This is a genomic window from Stenotrophomonas sp. YJH_SMC_105-26, from assembly GCF_059368915.1.
The window spans coordinates 156797-173152 of record NZ_JCAFSD010000007.1 but is presented as its reverse complement, the minus strand read 5'-3'; the positions used below and the strand labels follow the sequence as shown (position 1 = coordinate 173152).

General features: G+C 67.2%; 15 protein-coding genes. 6 read left to right on the top strand and 9 right to left on the bottom strand.

Annotated features, from left to right (window positions below; all coding sequences use genetic code 11):
* Together AC5P7F_RS16525 and AC5P7F_RS16520 are read right to left on the bottom strand one after the other, a co-directional pair.
* Nucleotides 1–1488, bottom strand: coding sequence for a DUF6384 family protein (locus AC5P7F_RS16525; RefSeq protein WP_164077893.1), 1488 nt, complete (start codon nt 1486–1488; stop codon nt 1–3).
* A 13-nt stretch (nt 1489–1501) separates the two neighbouring features.
* A complete protein-coding gene (locus AC5P7F_RS16520; RefSeq protein ID WP_197602783.1) occupies nt 1502–2698 on the bottom strand; it encodes a cell surface protein in 1197 nt (398 codons plus the stop codon).
* 302 nt (nt 2699–3000) lie between these two features.
* Between AC5P7F_RS16520 and AC5P7F_RS16515 the strand changes: the two genes are divergently transcribed.
* Nucleotides 3001–3435: an EamA family transporter gene (locus tag AC5P7F_RS16515; protein WP_075076981.1), complete on the top strand. Its 435-nt coding sequence runs from the start codon at nt 3001–3003 to the stop codon at nt 3433–3435.
* A gap of 31 nt (nt 3436–3466) precedes the next feature.
* Nucleotides 3467–3859, top strand: a complete 393-nt coding sequence (locus AC5P7F_RS16510; RefSeq protein WP_049408744.1) for a DUF3224 domain-containing protein — start codon at nt 3467–3469, stop codon at nt 3857–3859.
* On the opposite strand, the gene AC5P7F_RS16505 is transcribed toward AC5P7F_RS16510, so the two are convergent.
* The 7 genes from AC5P7F_RS16505 to AC5P7F_RS16475 all read right to left on the bottom strand — a co-directional run bounded on the left by AC5P7F_RS16505 (nt 3856) and on the right by AC5P7F_RS16475 (nt 10835).
* Complete coding sequence (locus AC5P7F_RS16505) at nt 3856–4371, bottom strand: DUF1697 domain-containing protein (protein WP_164077895.1); 516 nt, start codon at nt 4369–4371, stop codon at nt 3856–3858. The two genes, AC5P7F_RS16510 and AC5P7F_RS16505, sit on opposite strands and share 4 nt — an antisense overlap.
* A complete protein-coding gene (locus tag AC5P7F_RS16500) occupies nt 4368–5009 on the bottom strand; it encodes a response regulator (protein ID WP_164077896.1) in 642 nt (213 codons plus the stop codon). The genes AC5P7F_RS16505 and AC5P7F_RS16500 overlap by 4 nt, the downstream gene beginning before the upstream one ends.
* The gene (locus tag AC5P7F_RS16495) at nt 5002–6057 is read right to left on the bottom strand and encodes a sensor histidine kinase (protein ID WP_111206326.1); all 1056 of its coding nucleotides are present in this window, start codon (nt 6055–6057) and stop codon (nt 5002–5004) included. The genes AC5P7F_RS16500 and AC5P7F_RS16495 overlap by 8 nt, the downstream gene beginning before the upstream one ends.
* Nucleotides 6058–6351: 294 nt before the next feature.
* Nucleotides 6352–7089: an MgtC/SapB family protein gene (locus AC5P7F_RS16490; RefSeq protein WP_005416700.1), complete on the bottom strand. Its 738-nt coding sequence runs from the start codon at nt 7087–7089 to the stop codon at nt 6352–6354.
* A 30-nt stretch (nt 7090–7119) separates the two neighbouring features.
* Complete coding sequence (gene mgtA, locus AC5P7F_RS16485) at nt 7120–9879, bottom strand: magnesium-translocating P-type ATPase (protein WP_049439576.1); 2760 nt, start codon at nt 9877–9879, stop codon at nt 7120–7122.
* Nucleotides 9880–9942: 63 nt separating this feature from the next.
* On the bottom strand, nt 9943–10242 hold the full coding sequence (locus tag AC5P7F_RS16480; protein WP_005413574.1) for a hypothetical protein: 300 nt from the start codon (nt 10240–10242) through the stop codon (nt 9943–9945).
* A gap of 293 nt (nt 10243–10535) precedes the next feature.
* Complete coding sequence (locus AC5P7F_RS16475) at nt 10536–10835, bottom strand: EF-hand domain-containing protein (RefSeq protein ID WP_049408749.1); 300 nt, start codon at nt 10833–10835, stop codon at nt 10536–10538.
* Between the two features lie 355 nt (nt 10836–11190).
* Between AC5P7F_RS16475 and AC5P7F_RS16470 the strand changes: the two genes are divergently transcribed.
* From AC5P7F_RS16470 to AC5P7F_RS16455, 4 genes are all read left to right on the top strand, one after another.
* Nucleotides 11191–11925 carry a CS1 fimbrial subunit B flags: Precursor gene (locus AC5P7F_RS16470; protein ID WP_164077676.1) on the top strand — a complete coding sequence of 245 codons (735 nt, stop codon included), beginning with the start codon at nt 11191–11193 and terminating at the stop codon, nt 11923–11925.
* Nucleotides 11926–12050: 125 nt separating this feature from the next.
* Nucleotides 12051–12551, top strand: a complete 501-nt coding sequence (locus AC5P7F_RS16465; protein WP_049408751.1) for a CS1 type fimbrial major subunit — start codon at nt 12051–12053, stop codon at nt 12549–12551.
* A 58-nt stretch (nt 12552–12609) separates the two neighbouring features.
* Nucleotides 12610–15129: a TcfC E-set like domain-containing protein gene (locus tag AC5P7F_RS16460; protein ID WP_164077677.1), complete on the top strand. Its 2520-nt coding sequence runs from the start codon at nt 12610–12612 to the stop codon at nt 15127–15129.
* Nucleotides 15126–16328, top strand: a complete 1203-nt coding sequence (locus tag AC5P7F_RS16455) for a hypothetical protein (protein WP_164077678.1) — start codon at nt 15126–15128, stop codon at nt 16326–16328. Before AC5P7F_RS16460 ends, AC5P7F_RS16455 begins: the two co-directional genes overlap by 4 nt.
* The last annotated feature ends 28 nt before the right edge of the window (nt 16329–16356 follow it).

Below are 16356 nucleotides of genomic sequence, written 5' to 3'. Positions count from 1 at the left end.
TCACCATTGGGTGATGTAGCCACCGGTGGCGGGCATGCGGAACCGCGGCGACAGGCTGCCGCGCGGCTTGCTGCCGATCTGGTCGTCTTCGATGATGCCGTTGTCCTGCTTGTCGGCGGCAACCCGGTTGTAGGTGGCCTCGGGCACGCGTACGGCAAACACCGAGACCCGTTCCTCCTTGCCGGTTTCCTCGTTGCGGATCGGCAGTTCGGCAGCATTGCCGGCCTCGTCCAGCGCTTCGGTCACCAGATAGTAGTTGCGGCCACCATTGGCCTTCTCGTTGTAGCGCCAGACGCCGGTGCGTTCATCGTCACGGTTGACGATGCGGTAGACCAGGGTCTGCGACAGCAGCCCCACCAGCTGGCTGACCTCGTCCAGGGCCGGCCCGGCTTCGGCCAGCGTCTCGACCCGGATCAGGCGGGCGGCCTGCTCCAGCGCACGTTCGAAGCGCTTGCGGTCTTCGCCGGCGACACCGGTGGCGAGGCCGTCGGCCTTGAGGTGGGCCAACCGCTCGTTGAGCGCGGCCAGCGTGTCGGCGCTGCCGATCAGCTCCTTCAGGGTCGCTACCGCCTGGCCGGCCGCGGCGATGTCGCCCGCGCGCAGTGCCACGTCGCCGCCGGTGTAGGCGCGTGCGCGCGCCTGCTCTGCATCCGGCGCGAGGCGTGCCGCCTTTGCGGCGGCGTTGGTGGTATCCAGCAGCTCGCTGGCCTCGATCGCCTGGCCGAGAATGTTCACCCGCTCGGTCAGCGGCGGCAGGGTTTCCCTGGCATTCGCCAGCAGCTGCGCGGCGGCCTGCCGATGCTGCTCAACCTGCGCGGCCGCCTGCTCGCCGGTGGCACTGCCACCACTGCTGAGCCGGGTGAGCTTGTCCTTGCGCACAAGGGTCGGCTGTGCGGCCAGTGCGGCGGGAACCCCGGCGAAGCGCCGCTGTGCTTCGGCCAGCGCGGCCTGTGCGCCTTCGGCCAGTGGCTGCAGGCGCCCACCGCTGGCCGTGGCACGTGGCAGCAGCCCCTGCAGGGCCTGTTCCTGTGCCGCCAGCAGGGCGCGCGCTGCAGCAGCCTCCTGTTGCTGCGCGGCCACCTTGTCGTTCAGCACCTGCACGTTCTTCTGCACGTTGCTCTCGTGCACGAACGCTCCGAAGCTGCGCGCCATGACCAGCAGCATGCCGAGCACCAGCAGCAGGAAGGCCGCCAGCAGCGCCCACTTCAACAGGCGGGCCCGATCGATCCAGCGCCGCGCCAGCCACGCCTTCCAGCCACGCGGCGCGGTGTAGAGGTAGCGCTGCTCGCGCTGGGCCTGGATGCCGGCCTCGAGGATCTCGTCGGAGACCTCGATACCCTGCGAGCGGTACAGCTCAAGCAGGCGCTGCTTCAGCGTCGCCTTGTCGTGGCCGCTGTCGGCCAGCGCCTTCATTTCGGCATTGCGGTAGCGCAGCTGGTCGACCACATCCATGGTCAGCAGCGCAGCCTGCAGCTCGGCAGGGGCCATCGTCGCACTCACCTCAGCGCGGCTCCGGGCTCGGCGGCGCCTGCAGCAGGGCGGCGAAGCGCTGCTTGCCCTGTTCGACATACTCGGCGATCTCGGCCGAGTCGCGGGTCGCCTGGCCGCGCAGCTGCTCGATCTCCTGCAGCGAGGTCTCCTGGAAGCGCACCACCGCATCGACCAGCTTGCGCACCGAATCGACGCCGATGGTGGCGCCGTAGCCGGCCTTCAGGCCCTCGTGCAGCACGTCATCGCCGATGTTGGCCACCGCTTCCAGGCTCTTGGAGGTGCCCTCGGTCATCGCATTGAGCGCCTGCGTGGACTCGTGCAGGCCCATCTGCGTGGTGAAGGCCAGGTTCAAGGCGGTGAAGCTGGTTTCATTGGTGGAGAAGAACACCACCGAGCGCTCGTTGACGCGGCGCTTGATCTCGTGCGACTGGTGCACGCGCAGCATGATCGCCTCGGAGGTGGCGTAATTCACCTGCAGGTTCTCGGCCAGGTCCTTGGCCAGCTGGTAGCGCGACTCCTCGGCCTGGTTGTTGCGCAGGGCCTCATCGCGGGCCATGACCAGGCGGCCGGTGTCGGCGGCATCGGCGGCCGGATCGGCCGACTCCACGCGCTGCTGCGCCTGCTTCAGCGCCTCGCGGGCATCGGCCAGCGCCTGCTCCTGCAGCTTCAACAGCTCATGGGCCTGGATCTCGGCATCCTTGATCGACAGGCGGAAGTCGCCGTACATCTCCAGCACGCGCGACTCGCGCTGCAGCTGCTCGGCCGAATCGCGGCTGACTTCCAGGAATGTGCGGCGGATCTTCTCGAACCGGCTCGGGATGTCGCCGCGGGTGACCTTCATCCACAGGTTCTGCAGGCGCTCGCCCATGTCGATCCTGCCGTCGCGCACCTGCTCGACCATGGTGCTGGCATCGTCACGAATGCTGTCGAAGGCGCGGATGATCTCGGTATAGCGGTCGGACACCTTGGCCGAGCTGATTTCGTCACGCATCACGGCGTTGAAATGACCGGACTGCTGCAGCACGCGGGCAATGGCCACCACGCGGCCCTGGTCAAGGGTGGACAGCTGCGAGACCAGCGCGATGGCCGGTGCGTTGTTGTCCTGGGGAGCGGCCAGGCCCAGGCTGCGCAGCGTGGCCATGGCGCGGTCGAGGTACTTGATCGGCGCGGTAGCGGCCGGCGTGGCAAGGAGGGCGTTCTCGGACATTTCGACGGCTCCGGTCAGGGCAGGCAATGAGGAACCTGCCGCGCGGAACGGGCAGGTTGCTGCGAAACGAAGGGGAAGGGGAGCGGCAGCCGTGCGGCGCACGACAGGCGGGCCCGGTCAAGGGCCGACGGCCCGGTATGGGCGAGGGTGGTGTCCTGTTCAAGCATGGCGCATTCCCTGCAGATCGCCCCCCTGGCGATTCCGTCCCATTGTAGCGGCGGTGATGGGCAGGTGAAGCCCCACCGATGGCAGGGTGGAGTAGCGTTGGCGCACGCTCATCGGTTGCGGCAAGCGAGGGCTTCGTGCAGAACGTACCGCAATGGTTGCTCTGGGCGGGACTGTCCGCCGTGTTCGCAGCGCTGACTGCGCTGTTCGCCAAGGTCGGCGTCAAGGGCGTCGACCCGGACCTGGCCATGGCCATCCGTACCCTGGTGGTGGCGGCGGTGATCCTGCCGCTGGTGATGGTCACCGGCAAATGGTCCAATCCATTGCTGCTGCCGGGGCGCACCCAGCTGTTCCTGGTGCTGTCGGCGCTGGCCACCGGTGCGTCGTGGCTGTTCTACTTCCGCGCACTACAGAGCGGTGAGCTGGCCAAGGTGGCCGTGGTGGACAAGTTCAGCGTGGTGCTGGTGATCGTGCTGGCCTATCTTCTGCTGGGCGAGCGGCCCAGCCTGCGGGAGTGGAGCGGCATCGGCCTGGTGCTGGCCGGGGTGATCGTGCTGGCCACGAAGAAGTAGCAGCGTTGAACCGACCAGAGGGGAGAGCAGGATGCAGGGCGAAGCACACGGTACGTTTGAAGTGGATCTGCGGCCGATCGGTGGCAATGACGGCCCGATTGCGGTGATGTCGATCAACAAGACCTTCGCCGGCGACCTGCACGGCAGCAGCGTCGGCCAGATGCTGGCCTTCCGCACGCCGGTGCAGGGCTCGGCCGGCTACGTGGCGATGGAGCGGGTAACGGCCACGCTGGCCGGGCGCCAGGGTGGGTTCACCCTGCAGCACAACGGGTTGATGACCCGTGGCACGCCGCAGCTGAGCGTGGTGGTGGTGCCCGATTCGGGCAGTGAAGGACTGCTCGGCCTGAGCGGCACGCTGGAGATCACCATCAGCGAGGGCCGCCATGACTACCGGCTGGTCTACAGCCTGCCGGAAGAACCCTAGCGGAGTTCCGCTGCCATCGCCGCTAGCCTGGCGACGGTGTTGAGGTTGCGCGCCGTGCCCTGTGCCGAGCCGGGAATGCGCAGGCGCGAGTCGGCCATGCCGGCGCCGTAGTGGATGAAGATCTCGCGCGTGCCGAGTGCAAGCTGTTCGTCGCGCCGGCCGGTCACGCCATCAAGCGGGTCGGCAGGCAGGCTGCCGTCGAGGAACAGGGCGACCGCACGGTTGCCGGCGGCCTGCGGAAACGGATTGCGTGCCACCACGCCTGCGATCTCGCTGGCCGAGCGCACCAGTACGCCTACCGGCTTGCCGGCATATTCCTGGAGCCGCTGGCCGAGGGCCTGGCGCACGCCCGCCTCGTCGAGCGAGCTGCGCAACACCACGTTGCCGCTGGCGATGTACGTGCGGACATCGGCGAAGCCTGCGTCCTCGCACATCGCCACCAGTTCGCGCATCGGCAGCCTGCCGGTGCCGCCGACGTTGACCGCGCGCAGCAAGGCGACGTGGACGTTCATGGCGTCCCCGCCTGCAGGCGGTCGTACATGCGCACCAGGTCGACCAGGGTGCGCGCGCCCATCTTGCGCATCACCTGCGCGCGGCGCACCTTCACCGTGATCTCGCTGACGCCGAGGTCGCCGGCAATCTGCTTGTTGAGGCGGCCACGCACCACGCCATCGACTACCTCGCGCTCACCCGCGTTGAGCGTGCTCCAGCGCTGCTGCAGGGCATCGAGCGCCTCGCCCTCGCGGCGGCGCTGGCGGTCGATCTCGATGCCCTTGTGGATCGCATCCAGCAGTTCCTGGTCGCGAAAGGGCTTGGTCAGGAATTCGATGGCACCGTCCTTGATCGCGTTGACACCCATCGCGATGTCGCCGTGGCCGGTGATGAACACCACGGGGAGCTGCAGGCCATGGCTGCCCATCGTGCGATGGAATTCAAGACCGCTCTGGCCGGGCATGCGCACGTCCAGCACCAGGCAGGCCGGCGCGTCTTCCAGGTCGTGTTCGAGGAAGGCCTGGGTGGAGGCGAAGGCCCGCACCTGCAGGCCCATCGAGGCCAGCAGGTCTTCCAGCGCCGCGCGCACCGACGGATCGTCGTCGACCACATAGACAATGGGCCCCGGATCGGCGATGGGTGCAGTGGGCTTACGCATGGTGGACATCCGTGGCGACGGGCAGGTCGAAGACGAAGCAGGCACCGCCGCCTGCCGGTCGTTCGGCGCGGATCTGGCCGTCGTTGGCCTCGATCATCGAGCGGCTCAGGCTGAGGCCCAGCCCCAACCCGTGCGACTTGGTGGTCCAGAACGCGTCGAACACGCGCTCGGGATGGTCGGCGGGCAGGCCGACGCCACGATCGCGTACGCTGAGGCTGACCCGTTGGCCCTCACGCCGGGTCAGCAGCGACAGACGCCGGTCGCCTGCGGGTACGGCTTCCATTGCATCCACCGCATTGAGGATCAGGTTGCCGATCACCTGCTGCACCTGTACGCGATCGGCCTGCACCGGCGGCAGGTCGGCGTCCAGCAGCAGGGCCACGGCCACGCCATGCTGGTCCAGTTCGCTGCGCGACAACGCCAGCATTTCCTCTACCGCCTGGTTCAGGTCGAAGGCGCGCCGTTCCGGTGCCGCGCCCTGGGTCAGGCCGCGGATGCGGGCGATCACGTCACCGGCGCGGTGCGCGTCTGCCAGGATGCGGGCTACGGTCTGCCGGGCCTTGTCCACGTTCGGCGGGTCCTGCGCCAGCCAGCGTTGGCAGGCTTCGGCGCTGCTGGCGATGGCCGCCAGCGGCTGGTTCACTTCGTGGGCGATGGAGGTGGTCAGCTCGCCTACGGTGGAGGCGCGCGCTACCCGCAGCAGACGGCCCTGTGCTTCCTGCACGGCGGCCTTGGCCGCTTCCATGTTCAGGGCGAGGTAGGTGGTGATGCCGATCACCAGCATGCCGATCACCGAATTGACCAGGCCGATGCGGTAGGTGCCGAAGCGGGTGAGGAAGAAGCTCAGCCCGGTCAGTCCGATGCAGGCGATGGCAAGGGTGATCAGTCCGCGCGCGCCCAGCACGCGCGATGCCGCGAGGATGACCGCTGCGTAGAAGCAGGCAGCAGCAACCGCGTAGTCGGTGATGGTGTCGATCAGGAAGATCGCGGCCATCACGACGATCAGGGCCAGCAGCACCAGCGGGCGGCGGGGCGACAGCGATGGCATCGGGACGGCTCCCTGGCGTGGGGTGAAAGGATAGCAAAGCCGCCATCGGCAGATGCCGATCCTGGTCGGCAGGCTCTTTTGCTGTGGGTGCCGACCGTTGGTCGGCACAAGCCAGAACGATGCCTGGTAGTGCCGGCCGCTGGCCGGCAACTGCACGGTGTTGCCGGAGCTCATGAGGTTGCCGGCCAGCGGCCGGCACTACCGCAGGGATGGACACGGTCTCTGAAGGTTCTCTGCCGACCAAGGTCGGCACCTACCAAAGCGGTGCACGGTGTTGCCGGCCAGCGGCCGGCACTACTCCTCCAGGCTGGCGTTCCAGAATCCCTGCAGCACACCGGGCGTGGTCGCCAGCGTCGCAAGTACGGCGTCCAGTTCGCCGGCATCCACCGTGGTGGCATACAACACCGCCTCGATCTCCACATCGCGCTCGCCGAACGGGCGCTGGTCCACCGCGCGCACCGGGTACTGCGCCTGCTCAAGCAGCAGCAACAGCTGGTCCAGCACCTCGGCCTGCTGTTCGCGCTGGCAGACCACGTTGATCGCATAGGTCGCCTCGCTGAACGCTTCCGGCAGCGGCTGCCGCTGGATGCGGTTCACCACCGGCCGCAGCAGGGTATTGGCGGCCAGCACGAACACCGCTGCGAGCACTGCTTCGGGCAGCAGCTTGATACCTGCACATGCTCCCACCGCCGCCGATCCCCACAGGGTGGCGGCGGTGTTCAGGCCGGACACCTGCGCGCCGTCCTTCATGATCGCGCCGGCGCCGAGGAACCCGACGCCGGAGATCACATAGGCCACCACATGCAGCGGCGAGGGTGGTCCGCCGTACAGGTCATGGAAGCGCACCGCCAGATCGACGAACACTGCCGCACCCACCGCCACCAGCGTATTGGTACGCAGGCCGGCGGTGCGTTGGCGCAGCTGCCGCTCCAGGCCGATGACCGTGCCCAGCACGAATGCCACCGACAGGCTGATCAGCGAGCTGAGCGTGGCGCCGGCGTTGAACGCCGGCAGGTTGGGATTGATGTCCATTGCGTTTCTCCCTGGACAAGCGGCGGGTGCTTACTGCCAGCCGTAACGACGGATGTAGAACTTCTTCAGCGCGGTGGTCAGCACCGCATAGCCGAACAGGATCGCCACCAGGAACGGCCAGTAGCCGGCCGGCAGCGCCTGCAGCTTGAAGTAGCCGGCCAGCGGGCTCATCGGCAGGGCCACGCCGATGGCCATGATCAGGCCGGTCATCAGCAGCAGTGGCGGCGCGGCGATGCTCTGCAGGAACGGCACCTTCGGCGTGCGGATCATGTGCACGATCAGGGTCTGGGTCAGCAGGCCGACCACGAACCAGCCGGACTGGAACAGGCCCTGGTCGGCCGGCGTGCGTGCATCGAACACGTACCACATCAGCGCGAAACAGCTCAGGTCGAAGAGCGAGCTGATCGGCCCGAAGAACACCATGAAGCGGCCGATGTCCGCCGGGTTCCACTTCAGCGGCTTACGTACCAGTTCCTCATCCACGTTGTCGAACGGAATGGCGATCTGCGAGATGTCATACAGCAGGTTCTGCACCAGCAGCTGCAGCGGCAGCATCGGCAGGAACGGCAGGAAGGCCGAGGCCACCAGCACCGAGAACACATTGCCGAAGTTGGAGCTGGCGGTCATGCGGATGTACTTCAGCATGTTGTTGAACGTGCGCCGGCCCTGGATGACGCCTTCCTCCAGCACCATCAGGTTCTTTTCCAGCAGGATGATGTCGGCCGCCTCCTTGGCGATGTCCACCGCGCTGTCCACGCTGATGCCGATATCGGCTGCGCGCAGCGCTGGCGCATCGTTGATGCCGTCACCGAGGAAGCCGACCACCTTGCCCTGCGCCCGCAGCTCGCGTACCAGCCGCTCCTTGTGCAGCGGCGTCAGCCGGGCAAACACGCGATGGTGGTGCAGCGCCCGCGACAGCGCGCCGTCGTCCATGCGCTCGATCTGCGGGCCGGTCAGGATGGTGTCCGCGTCCAGCCCCACCTGTGCGCAGACACGGGCGGTCACCAGTTCGTTGTCGCCAGTGAAGACCTTGACCTCGACACCGTGTGCGGCCAGCGCCTGCAGCGCCTGCGCAGCCGACTCCTTCGGCGGGTCCAGGAAGGCCACGTAGCCGACCAGCGTCAAACCGCACTCGTCCGCTTGCGAGTAGGCGCTCTGACTGGCCGCGGTCTCCTTCATCGCCACCGCCACCACGCGCAGGCCCTGTTCGTTCAGTTCCTCGGTGGTCTGCCGCACCCGCGCCAGGCGGCGCTCGTCCAGTGGCATGTCCTGGCCGTTCTCGCGCACGGTGCTGCACACCGCCAGCATCTCTTCCACCGCGCCCTTGCAGATCAGCTCATGGTGGTCCTCGCGCTCGGATACCACCACCGACATGCGGCGGCGCTCGAAGTCGAACGGGATCTCATCCACCTTGTGGTAGTCCTGCGACAGCCGCAGCGAACTCTGCAGCTCCACGTGCTCCAGCACCGCGCGGTCCAGCAGGTTGATCAGCCCGGTCTGGAAGTGGCTGTTGAGGTAAGCGAACTTCAGCACGTCTTCCGAATCGTGACCGAACACATCGGTGTGGCGCTCCAGCGCGATCCTGTCCTGGGTGAGCGTGCCGGTCTTGTCGGTGCACAGCACTTCCATCGCGCCGAAGTTCTGGATCGCATCCAGGCGCTTGACGATCACCTTGCGCCGCGACAGCAGCACCGCACCCTTGGCCAGGGTGGAGGTGACGATCATCGGCAGCATCTCCGGCGTCAAGCCCACCGCCACCGACAGCGCGAACAGGAACGCCTCGGTCCAGTCACCCTTGGTCCAGCCGTTGATCAGCAGCACGAACGGCACCATCACCAGCGCGAAGCGGATCAGCAGCCAGCTGACACTGTTGACGCCGGCCTGGAACGCGGTGGGCGCACGGTCGGTGGCGGTGCTGCGCTGGGCCAGCGTGCCGAAGTAGGTGCGGTTGCCGGTGGCCAGCACCACGGCGGTGGCGGTGCCTGACACCACGTTGGTGCCCATGAACAGCAGGTTGTGCTGCTCCAGCAGGCCAGCCAGGCCGTCGCCGGGGTGCGCGAACTTTTCCACCGGCAGCGACTCGCCGGTCATTGCGGCCTGCGCCACGAACAGGTCCTTGGCGGTCAGTACGCGGCAATCGGCCGGAATCATGTCGCCGGCCGACAGCACGATGTGGTCACCGGGCACCAGCTCACGGATCGGCAGGTCCAGCAGGCGAGCCGGACGACGGCTGTGCAGGTGCGCGCCGAAGTACTGGTCGGCCACATCGGCGGCCTCGGTGCCCGGATTGCGGCGCAGCACGCGCGCGGTGTTGCCGACCAGCGCCTTCAGCCGCTCGGCGGCACGGTTGGAGCGGCCTTCCTGCACGAAGCGGATCAGCGTGGACAGCAGCACCATCGCACCAATCACGATCGTGGCCTTGATGTCCTCGGTCAGCCAGGACACCGCCGCCAGTACGGTCAGCAGCAGGTTGAACGGATTGCGGTAGCACTGCCACAGGTGCCGCCACCACGGCAGCGGCTTTTCGTGATCCACCTCGTTGGGGCCGAGCGTGGCCAGCCGCTCCTCGGCTTCATGCGGGCTCAGGCCATCGGCATGCGACTCCAGCGTTGCAAGCAGCTCGGCTTCTTCCTGCTGGGCAAGGGTGACCAGACCGGTGGTAAGCGCGAACGGCGCCGCTTCGGCGCTGCCCGGGCCAAAGCCGGCTTCGGGCATCGCACGACGGCGGAACAGGTTGCCTGCGCGACGGCTGCGCAGGAAGGCGTTGAACCAGGCGTTGAGCAGGCTCATGGGACGCTCCTCGAATGTCAGAGCCGGCCGCAGCCGGAACACGAACGGAATGGGTGAGACAGATCAGGCGTGGCGCATCGCCAGCACCGCCGGCGACCACGGCTGCATGTGCAGGCGCTGGCTGCCGCCGATGCATAGCGGCTTCATCGCATCGCGCAGCGGGTAGGGCAGATGGCGCAGCACGGTGATCCGCTCGCTGATCGGCAGCAGCGACAGCGCGTCGGCCACCACGCGCGGCGAACCGAGCGACAGCGAACGGGCGAACATGACCGGGCCGTGCTGCAGCAGCTGGCTGCGCAGGGCGGCAACATCGCGCTCGCCAATCAGGCGGCGCAGGGTGATGTAGAGGATCTTGTAGGACATGGGGGTGATCTCCAGGCAGGCGGCACCTGGCGGTCCCCCGTCACTCAGGCAGGCAGGGACCGGCGGGCAGGCGCCAGGAACAGGCAACAAGCGGGCATCCGGGGCGCGGTGCGCCCGGCAGGGTCGGGGTCCATCTGCGTCTCCATGAGGGGAGGGGGCCGGCCAGGGTTGCCCTGGCCAGTGGCGCTATTGTCCGCCCCTGAATGGGGTAGTCCTAGAGGCCCGTGGGTTAGCCCGGCTATACCTTGGTATAGCCGGGCGTATGCGGTGCCGATCGAGGGTTCAGTGGTGGGTCAATGCGCGCCGCTGGTCTGCTTGCAGACGTCGTACTCGCCACGGGTCAACGTCTTGTCACGGTCGGTATCGCAGGCATGCAGGCGCTCGGCCCAGTCGGGTGCCACGGCATCCACTTCGGCCAGCGTGACGATGCCGTCCTTGTCCTTGTCCAGCGACTCATACGGCGGTATCAGCTTCACTTCGGTGACGTCCTCGGCGGCGGTGGCCTTGCTCGCCTCCTGGGTTCTGGAACAGGCGCCCAGCAGCAGGCCGATGGTGATGAGGAGGACAGCAGAAACGCAGCGAATACCGGTCATGACAGGCTCCAGAAGTGGGGGCGCGGGCCATGGGTCTGGATGGCCACGGCCGGATATTCGGCCCGGGTCCGTAAGCGAACTGCGAAGAACCGGCGGGGTCGCCATGCAGCGGTGGGCGCCCGTTCACCCGCTCTGCCCATGCGTGCGCCAGCCGCCGATGCTGTTCCAGGGCGTGCCGTCGCGATGTGCAACGGGCCAGACCGCCGCGGCCGAGTGCGCGGACAGGATTTCCGGGTTGACCTGGGCGGAGCCACTTTGCGAGGTCGGAAATATCTGACCTTTTTGCAAGTTGTTGCATGGCCTGATTGTAAAGATGCCGTGAAACTAATCGCTCGCCTCTCCCCGCGGGTTCGTCATGCAACGCGCACTCCTTCTCCTCCTGCTGGCCCTGTTCGCCAGCAGTGCCCAAGCCACGACACCACAGATCAATGTGGGCCTCCTGTTCGATCATCTTGCGCCAGCGCACAGCAACCTGCTCAAGCGCATACGCAATACCGGTGGTGTGACCGCATACGTGCGCGTTGAGGTCACCGAGATGCACTTCGATGCAGACGGCAAGGTTGTCGAAACGCCAGTGGACACCGTGGCGCTGGTACGCAATGCACCTGGCGCGCACGGGGTGATCGCCAGCCCCAGCCGCCTGATCATTGCCGCCAATGGCCAACAGGCGACGCGCCTGGTCTATCGCGGTGACCGCGATGAGGAGCGCTACTACCGACTGCGCTTCATTCCGGTGGTGCCGAGCGCCGAGGAGTTTTCGCTCAGTGATGCGCAGGTGCAGGAGATCACCGGGCTGACTTCGGCAGTTCGCGTGTTCACCGGCTACGGCACCATCCTGTTCGTGGCACCGCGGAACACGCGCTATGACACCCGTGTGCAGGACGGTCACGTGCACAACGGTGGCAACGCCACGGTGGTGCTGGACAACCTGCGGTACTGCGAGCGAAGCAGTCCGGATGCCTGCACGCCCGGCATCATCGTCCATGTCCGGCCCGGGCGAACCTATGCGCTGCAGGCCGACGACAGCCGGTTCGCCCGCTACGACCTGAGGGAGGGCGACGACCGCCGCAGCATCGACCCGCGCCGCTGATCGTCCGCCCATCTCCCCTTTCTGCAACGTCCCCACCGGGTTCGCCAGGCGCCCGGCGGGGAGGCTGTGTCTTCGTCCTGGCGTCGTATCCCATCGTATCCATCCACCGATCCCGGAGCATTTCCATGTCCCTGAAGAAGTACGCCCTGGCTGCAGCCGCTGCAGCCCTCATCGCACCGGCTGTCAGCCTGGCAGCCACCGAATCCAAGTCGATCACCGTCAACGTGACCGCCGACGTCCCGAACACCGCTGGCCTGCAGGTGTCCACGCCTGACGGCTGGGAAGGCCTGCCGCAGAACCTGCCGTGGGACACCGCGCGCGAAACGCTGGGCGAACTGACCGGGCGCGTCATCAACATCAAGTCGCCGGCTGCCATCACCGCCTACCTGACGTCGCCGGCACAGATGGCGTCGGCCGCAGACGTCGTGGACCTGGTGGTGAAGCTGGACAACGTGGAGGTTCCGGCAACCGCCGCCGCCAAGATCACCGTTGCCAACGCGGCCCAGGCCGCCGCGGGCAAGTCGCTGGCCTTCGCCATTGCGCCGACTGCGCCGACGGGCGGCTACAAGCAGGGCAGCTACGGCGGCCAGTTCCACATGATCTTCGAAAGCGACATCACCCCCTGAGTCCTTTCAGGCGCCCCGTCGCATCCAATGATGCGGCGGGGACGCCGGAACAGCGCCCATGCTCTCGTCCTCCAACCACCGTCGATTCCGACTGGCCCGGCTCGCGACCGCGATCGGTGCCGTGGTCCTTGCCACCTCAGCGCATGCGGCCGGCCTCGCGCCGGGCGAGCTGCCCAGCCTGCTGCAGCAGCGCGAACGCATGCCGGCCGAATTCCGCGAGCACCTGTTTGGCAACCCGCTCACCGTGCGCGTGGAGCTGGACGGCCAGTATCTGGGTGACGCCGAGGTTCTGCTGCACGAAGACAACCGGGTGCAGGTGATCGGCTTTGGTGACAGCCACGAAAGCCGGCTGGCACAGACCGAGCGTGCCCGTTGGGGCGAGCAGCTCGCTGAACCGATGGCGCTGGGCGTATGCAGGCAGCAGTGCCGGGGCATGGCAGCGCTGCACTACAGTCTGTCCAACTCGCTGCTGAGCGTGCTGACGCCTGCCGGCGCGCAGAAGGAGGGGCGCCACATCGCCTTGCCGGACGCGGGCAGCCGGGGGTTGATCGTGCGCAACAGTCTTGCCGTGCACGGCGGCCAGGAACAGCAGGCCACCGTACGCTACAGCGCCGAACTGCGCGGCAGTGCCGGCCACTGGAGCACGGTTGGCAGCTACCAGTACTACGCCCAGCCCGGCAGCAGCGAGCACTACCTCAGTGCCCTGTATGCCCAGCGCGAACTGGGCGATCACTTCGTTCGCGCCGGCTACTTCCTGCCCACCTTCGAGGGCATTGTGCGCCAGCCCCGAGCACCGGGTACGCAGAACGATACGGCGCTGGGCCTGATGTTCGGATCCTCGGACGTACTGCTGGCCGATACGCGAAGCCCCAGCGTCTATCCCGTCTATGTCACCGCCAGCGGCGAAGGCGTGGTGGAGATCTACCGCGACGGGAACCTGCTGTCCACGCAGGCCGTCAAGCCCGGCATCCAGGAAATCGATACGCGCCGACTACCCGGCGGCATCTACGATGTGGAACTGCGGGTGGTCCAGGACGGCCGCGAAGCGTCCCGCGAAAGCGCCTCCATCCACAAGCCCAGCCGCTGGCAGGATCCCAGCCGGCGGTGGCGCTACAGCGCGTTCGCAGGGCAGCAGCGCGGGTTGCTGGCCAGCGCCGGAAGCGCCCGCGAGGGCGGCGCCGCGGCCGGTGCCGTGGTCAATTACCTGTTGCACTCCCGTGCGGTGGCCGGGGCCACCGTGCAGCGGATCGGCGCGCGGCATTCGGCGGGTGTGTCGATGGACTGGCAGGCCAGTGACCGCTTCAGCACGTACACCAATGTCTACACCTCCAGCGACGCCGGGCGCGGCGTGGACCTGCAGGGCCTGTACCGCTATCGTGCCGGCTCGGTGGTGGCCAACCATGCGCGCGGTTGGGTGGAACAGCGCGAGCGCGTCGTGGCGGATGCCGGCAGCGCACCACGCTGGGAGACCCGCGGCGGCTGGCAGGACACAACGGCCGTCTCGATCACGCATCGTTTCGGGCACCGTGATACCGCCAGCGTGCGCGTGGCCCGCAGTTCGGGCTTCACGCGCGGGACCGGCATCGATGTCTCTTACGGGCGCCGGGAGACGGTGTTCGGCAAGCACGATGTCAACTGGCGCGTTTCCGCCTATGACCGCCCTGGCGCCCGCTACACAGGCTACCGGCGGCAACGCGGCATCGACCTGACGGTCAGTGTCTCGCTGGGCAGCGATCGACGCAGCTACAGCGGCAGCCTGGGCAGCCGCACCGGCGATGCCGGTCGCCGCGATACCTATGTGACCGCCTCCTCCACACAGCGCGTGGACGGCGCCGTACTGCAGAGCGTGAATGGCACGGTCACCGCCGAACGGGGCGGGCTGGGCGCAGGCGCGGGTGCCTCGCTGCAGAGCGCGTTTGTGGAGGGTGACATGCAGGTCTACCGCGGCGCGGCGTCGGGCCGCATCAGCGGCACCGCCAACCTCGACAGCACCGTGGTCATTGGCGGTGGGCGCGCCGCCGTGCTGGGGCAGGGGCGCGGCAGAAGCGCCGACACCGGGCTGATTGTCGATGTCCGCAGCGATTATCCCGATCTTGCCCTGCGTGCGGACGACAGCCACGGCGGCGGCGTTGCGCTGCGCCCGGGCCGCAACTTCGTTCCGGTGGCCGCGTATCGCGCAGGCCACGTGCAGTTCGACTTCCAGGGGCGGCATGCGCCGTCGGCAACGCTGCAGCCCTCGGTCGTCAGCTATCACCTCAACAAGGGGGGCGTGATGCATGCCACGCTGGACGTGCTGCGCACCTTCACCGTCATGGGCCAGGTACTGGATGCAGACGGCAACGGTGTGCGCGGCGTGCAGGTGATCAACCACGCCGGCCGCGGCGTCAGCCAGGAGGATGGCTTCTTTACCCTGGAACTGAGCGCCCGTGCCCCGGTGGTGGAGTTGCGTTACCCCAACATGGTCAGCTGCACGCTGACGATGGAGGAGGGGCGCTACCCCAGGGAAGGGGATGTGTTGATGGTGGGGGCGACGGGATGCCCGCCGTCGATCGCGAGAACCGAGGAACATGCGAAATGAGAATCCGCTCGCTGATGGCGGCGCTGCGAGGCGCGGCGCTGGTCGCGCTTGGGATGGGGTCAGCAACGCAGGCGCCTGCGGCAGAAGTGCTGGTCACGGCAGAGTTTGCCCCGTCAGCCCTGGACCCGGGCCGGATGGTCTTCCGTAATACAACGCCGCGCGGCACCTACTGCTCGTGGCGCCCAGAGTTCTGCACTGACGATGGTGCCTACTCTGTCGATGTTCCGCTGCAGTGGAGCAAGACCTACGTGCACAATGGTGACGTTCGTCAGCGCTTCTATCTTGGATTGCCCGCTGCTCGGTCGGTCATGCTACGGAACACCACCACGGGTTCTGAAGCTGAAGTACGAATCGCGATAGCCACCGTCAGCGGTCATATGACGCCTGGGGGTGGAACCAATCCCGTATACACACGATCAGTACGCGGAGGCTGTCGCTACGTTTATACGGCTGGCGTCGGATCATTTGTCAGGTTCGGATGGATCGTCAGCAATCCAGAGACGCCGGTGCCGTGCAACTCGCAAGGAGATGCAGCACTTCCACACCCGGCCGATTATGCGATGTCTTGGTTCGGCTTGGGTCTTCTCATAACTGCACCTTCGCCCCTGTCCCTGAGCGATGGTATCTATGAAGGTGCGTTGACCTACACTGCAGGAGGCGCGGGCAGCGACATCGACTTTGGCGATGATGTCACCACCGAGCCGATCACGTTGAAGTTCCGCTTCACGGTATCCCACCAGTTCCAGGTACGTTTCCCCAGCGACAATCCGCAGGTGCACCTGGCGCCGGAGGACGGTTGGGCGCAGTGGACCGATCAGGGCCGTGCCCCGGCACGCCTCTTTCAGGAGCTGCCATTCCATCTGACCAGCTCGATGGACTTCAGCATGAAGCTGCGCTGTGAGCACGACGCAGGCACTCGCTGCGGCATTCGCAACCACGCGCTTGGGGAGGTTGTACCGGTGGATGTGGACGTCACCCTGCCCGGCATGCGCAATCTGCGCGATGGGCGCCCGGCGCAGGATACACCGCTGTCGCCCGACGACGCACAGGCGCCGCGCTTCACACCGGATGGCTATCTGATGCAGCGGCGGTCGACCTTGCGGTTCACCGCAGGACGGGACGCCGTAACAGAGATGCTGAAGGCGCCAGGCTTGCATTGGGAAGGCAACATGACCGTGGTGTTTGACGCCAACCCGTAGTCGCACGCAGGAGTGTGTTGCGGGGGTG

Bases quoted from the DNA above. Each gene is read 5' to 3' on its own strand.
- AC5P7F_RS16500 (WP_164077896.1), bottom strand. From the start codon at position 5,009: ATGCGTAAGCCCACTGCACCCATCGCCGATCCGGGGCCCATTGTCTAT.
- AC5P7F_RS16475 (WP_049408749.1), bottom strand. From the start codon at position 10,835: ATGACCGGTATTCGCTGCGTTTCTGCTGTCCTCCTCATCACCATCGGC.
- AC5P7F_RS16495 (WP_111206326.1), bottom strand. From the start codon at position 6,057: ATGCCATCGCTGTCGCCCCGCCGCCCGCTGGTGCTGCTGGCCCTGATC.
- AC5P7F_RS16480 (WP_005413574.1), bottom strand. From the start codon at position 10,242: ATGTCCTACAAGATCCTCTACATCACCCTGCGCCGCCTGATTGGCGAG.
- AC5P7F_RS16465 (WP_049408751.1), top strand. From the start codon at position 12,051: ATGTCCCTGAAGAAGTACGCCCTGGCTGCAGCCGCTGCAGCCCTCATC.
- AC5P7F_RS16455 (WP_164077678.1), top strand. From the start codon at position 15,126: ATGAGAATCCGCTCGCTGATGGCGGCGCTGCGAGGCGCGGCGCTGGTC.
- AC5P7F_RS16505 (WP_164077895.1), bottom strand. From the start codon at position 4,371: ATGAACGTCCACGTCGCCTTGCTGCGCGCGGTCAACGTCGGCGGCACC.
- mgtA (WP_049439576.1), bottom strand. From the start codon at position 9,879: ATGAGCCTGCTCAACGCCTGGTTCAACGCCTTCCTGCGCAGCCGTCGC.
- AC5P7F_RS16520 (WP_197602783.1), bottom strand. From the start codon at position 2,698: ATGTCCGAGAACGCCCTCCTTGCCACGCCGGCCGCTACCGCGCCGATC.
- AC5P7F_RS16460 (WP_164077677.1), top strand. From the start codon at position 12,610: ATGCTCTCGTCCTCCAACCACCGTCGATTCCGACTGGCCCGGCTCGCG.
- AC5P7F_RS16525 (WP_164077893.1), bottom strand. From the start codon at position 1,488: ATGGCCCCTGCCGAGCTGCAGGCTGCGCTGCTGACCATGGATGTGGTC.
- AC5P7F_RS16510 (WP_049408744.1), top strand. From the start codon at position 3,467: ATGCAGGGCGAAGCACACGGTACGTTTGAAGTGGATCTGCGGCCGATC.
- AC5P7F_RS16490 (WP_005416700.1), bottom strand. From the start codon at position 7,089: ATGGACATCAATCCCAACCTGCCGGCGTTCAACGCCGGCGCCACGCTC.
- AC5P7F_RS16470 (WP_164077676.1), top strand. From the start codon at position 11,191: ATGCAACGCGCACTCCTTCTCCTCCTGCTGGCCCTGTTCGCCAGCAGT.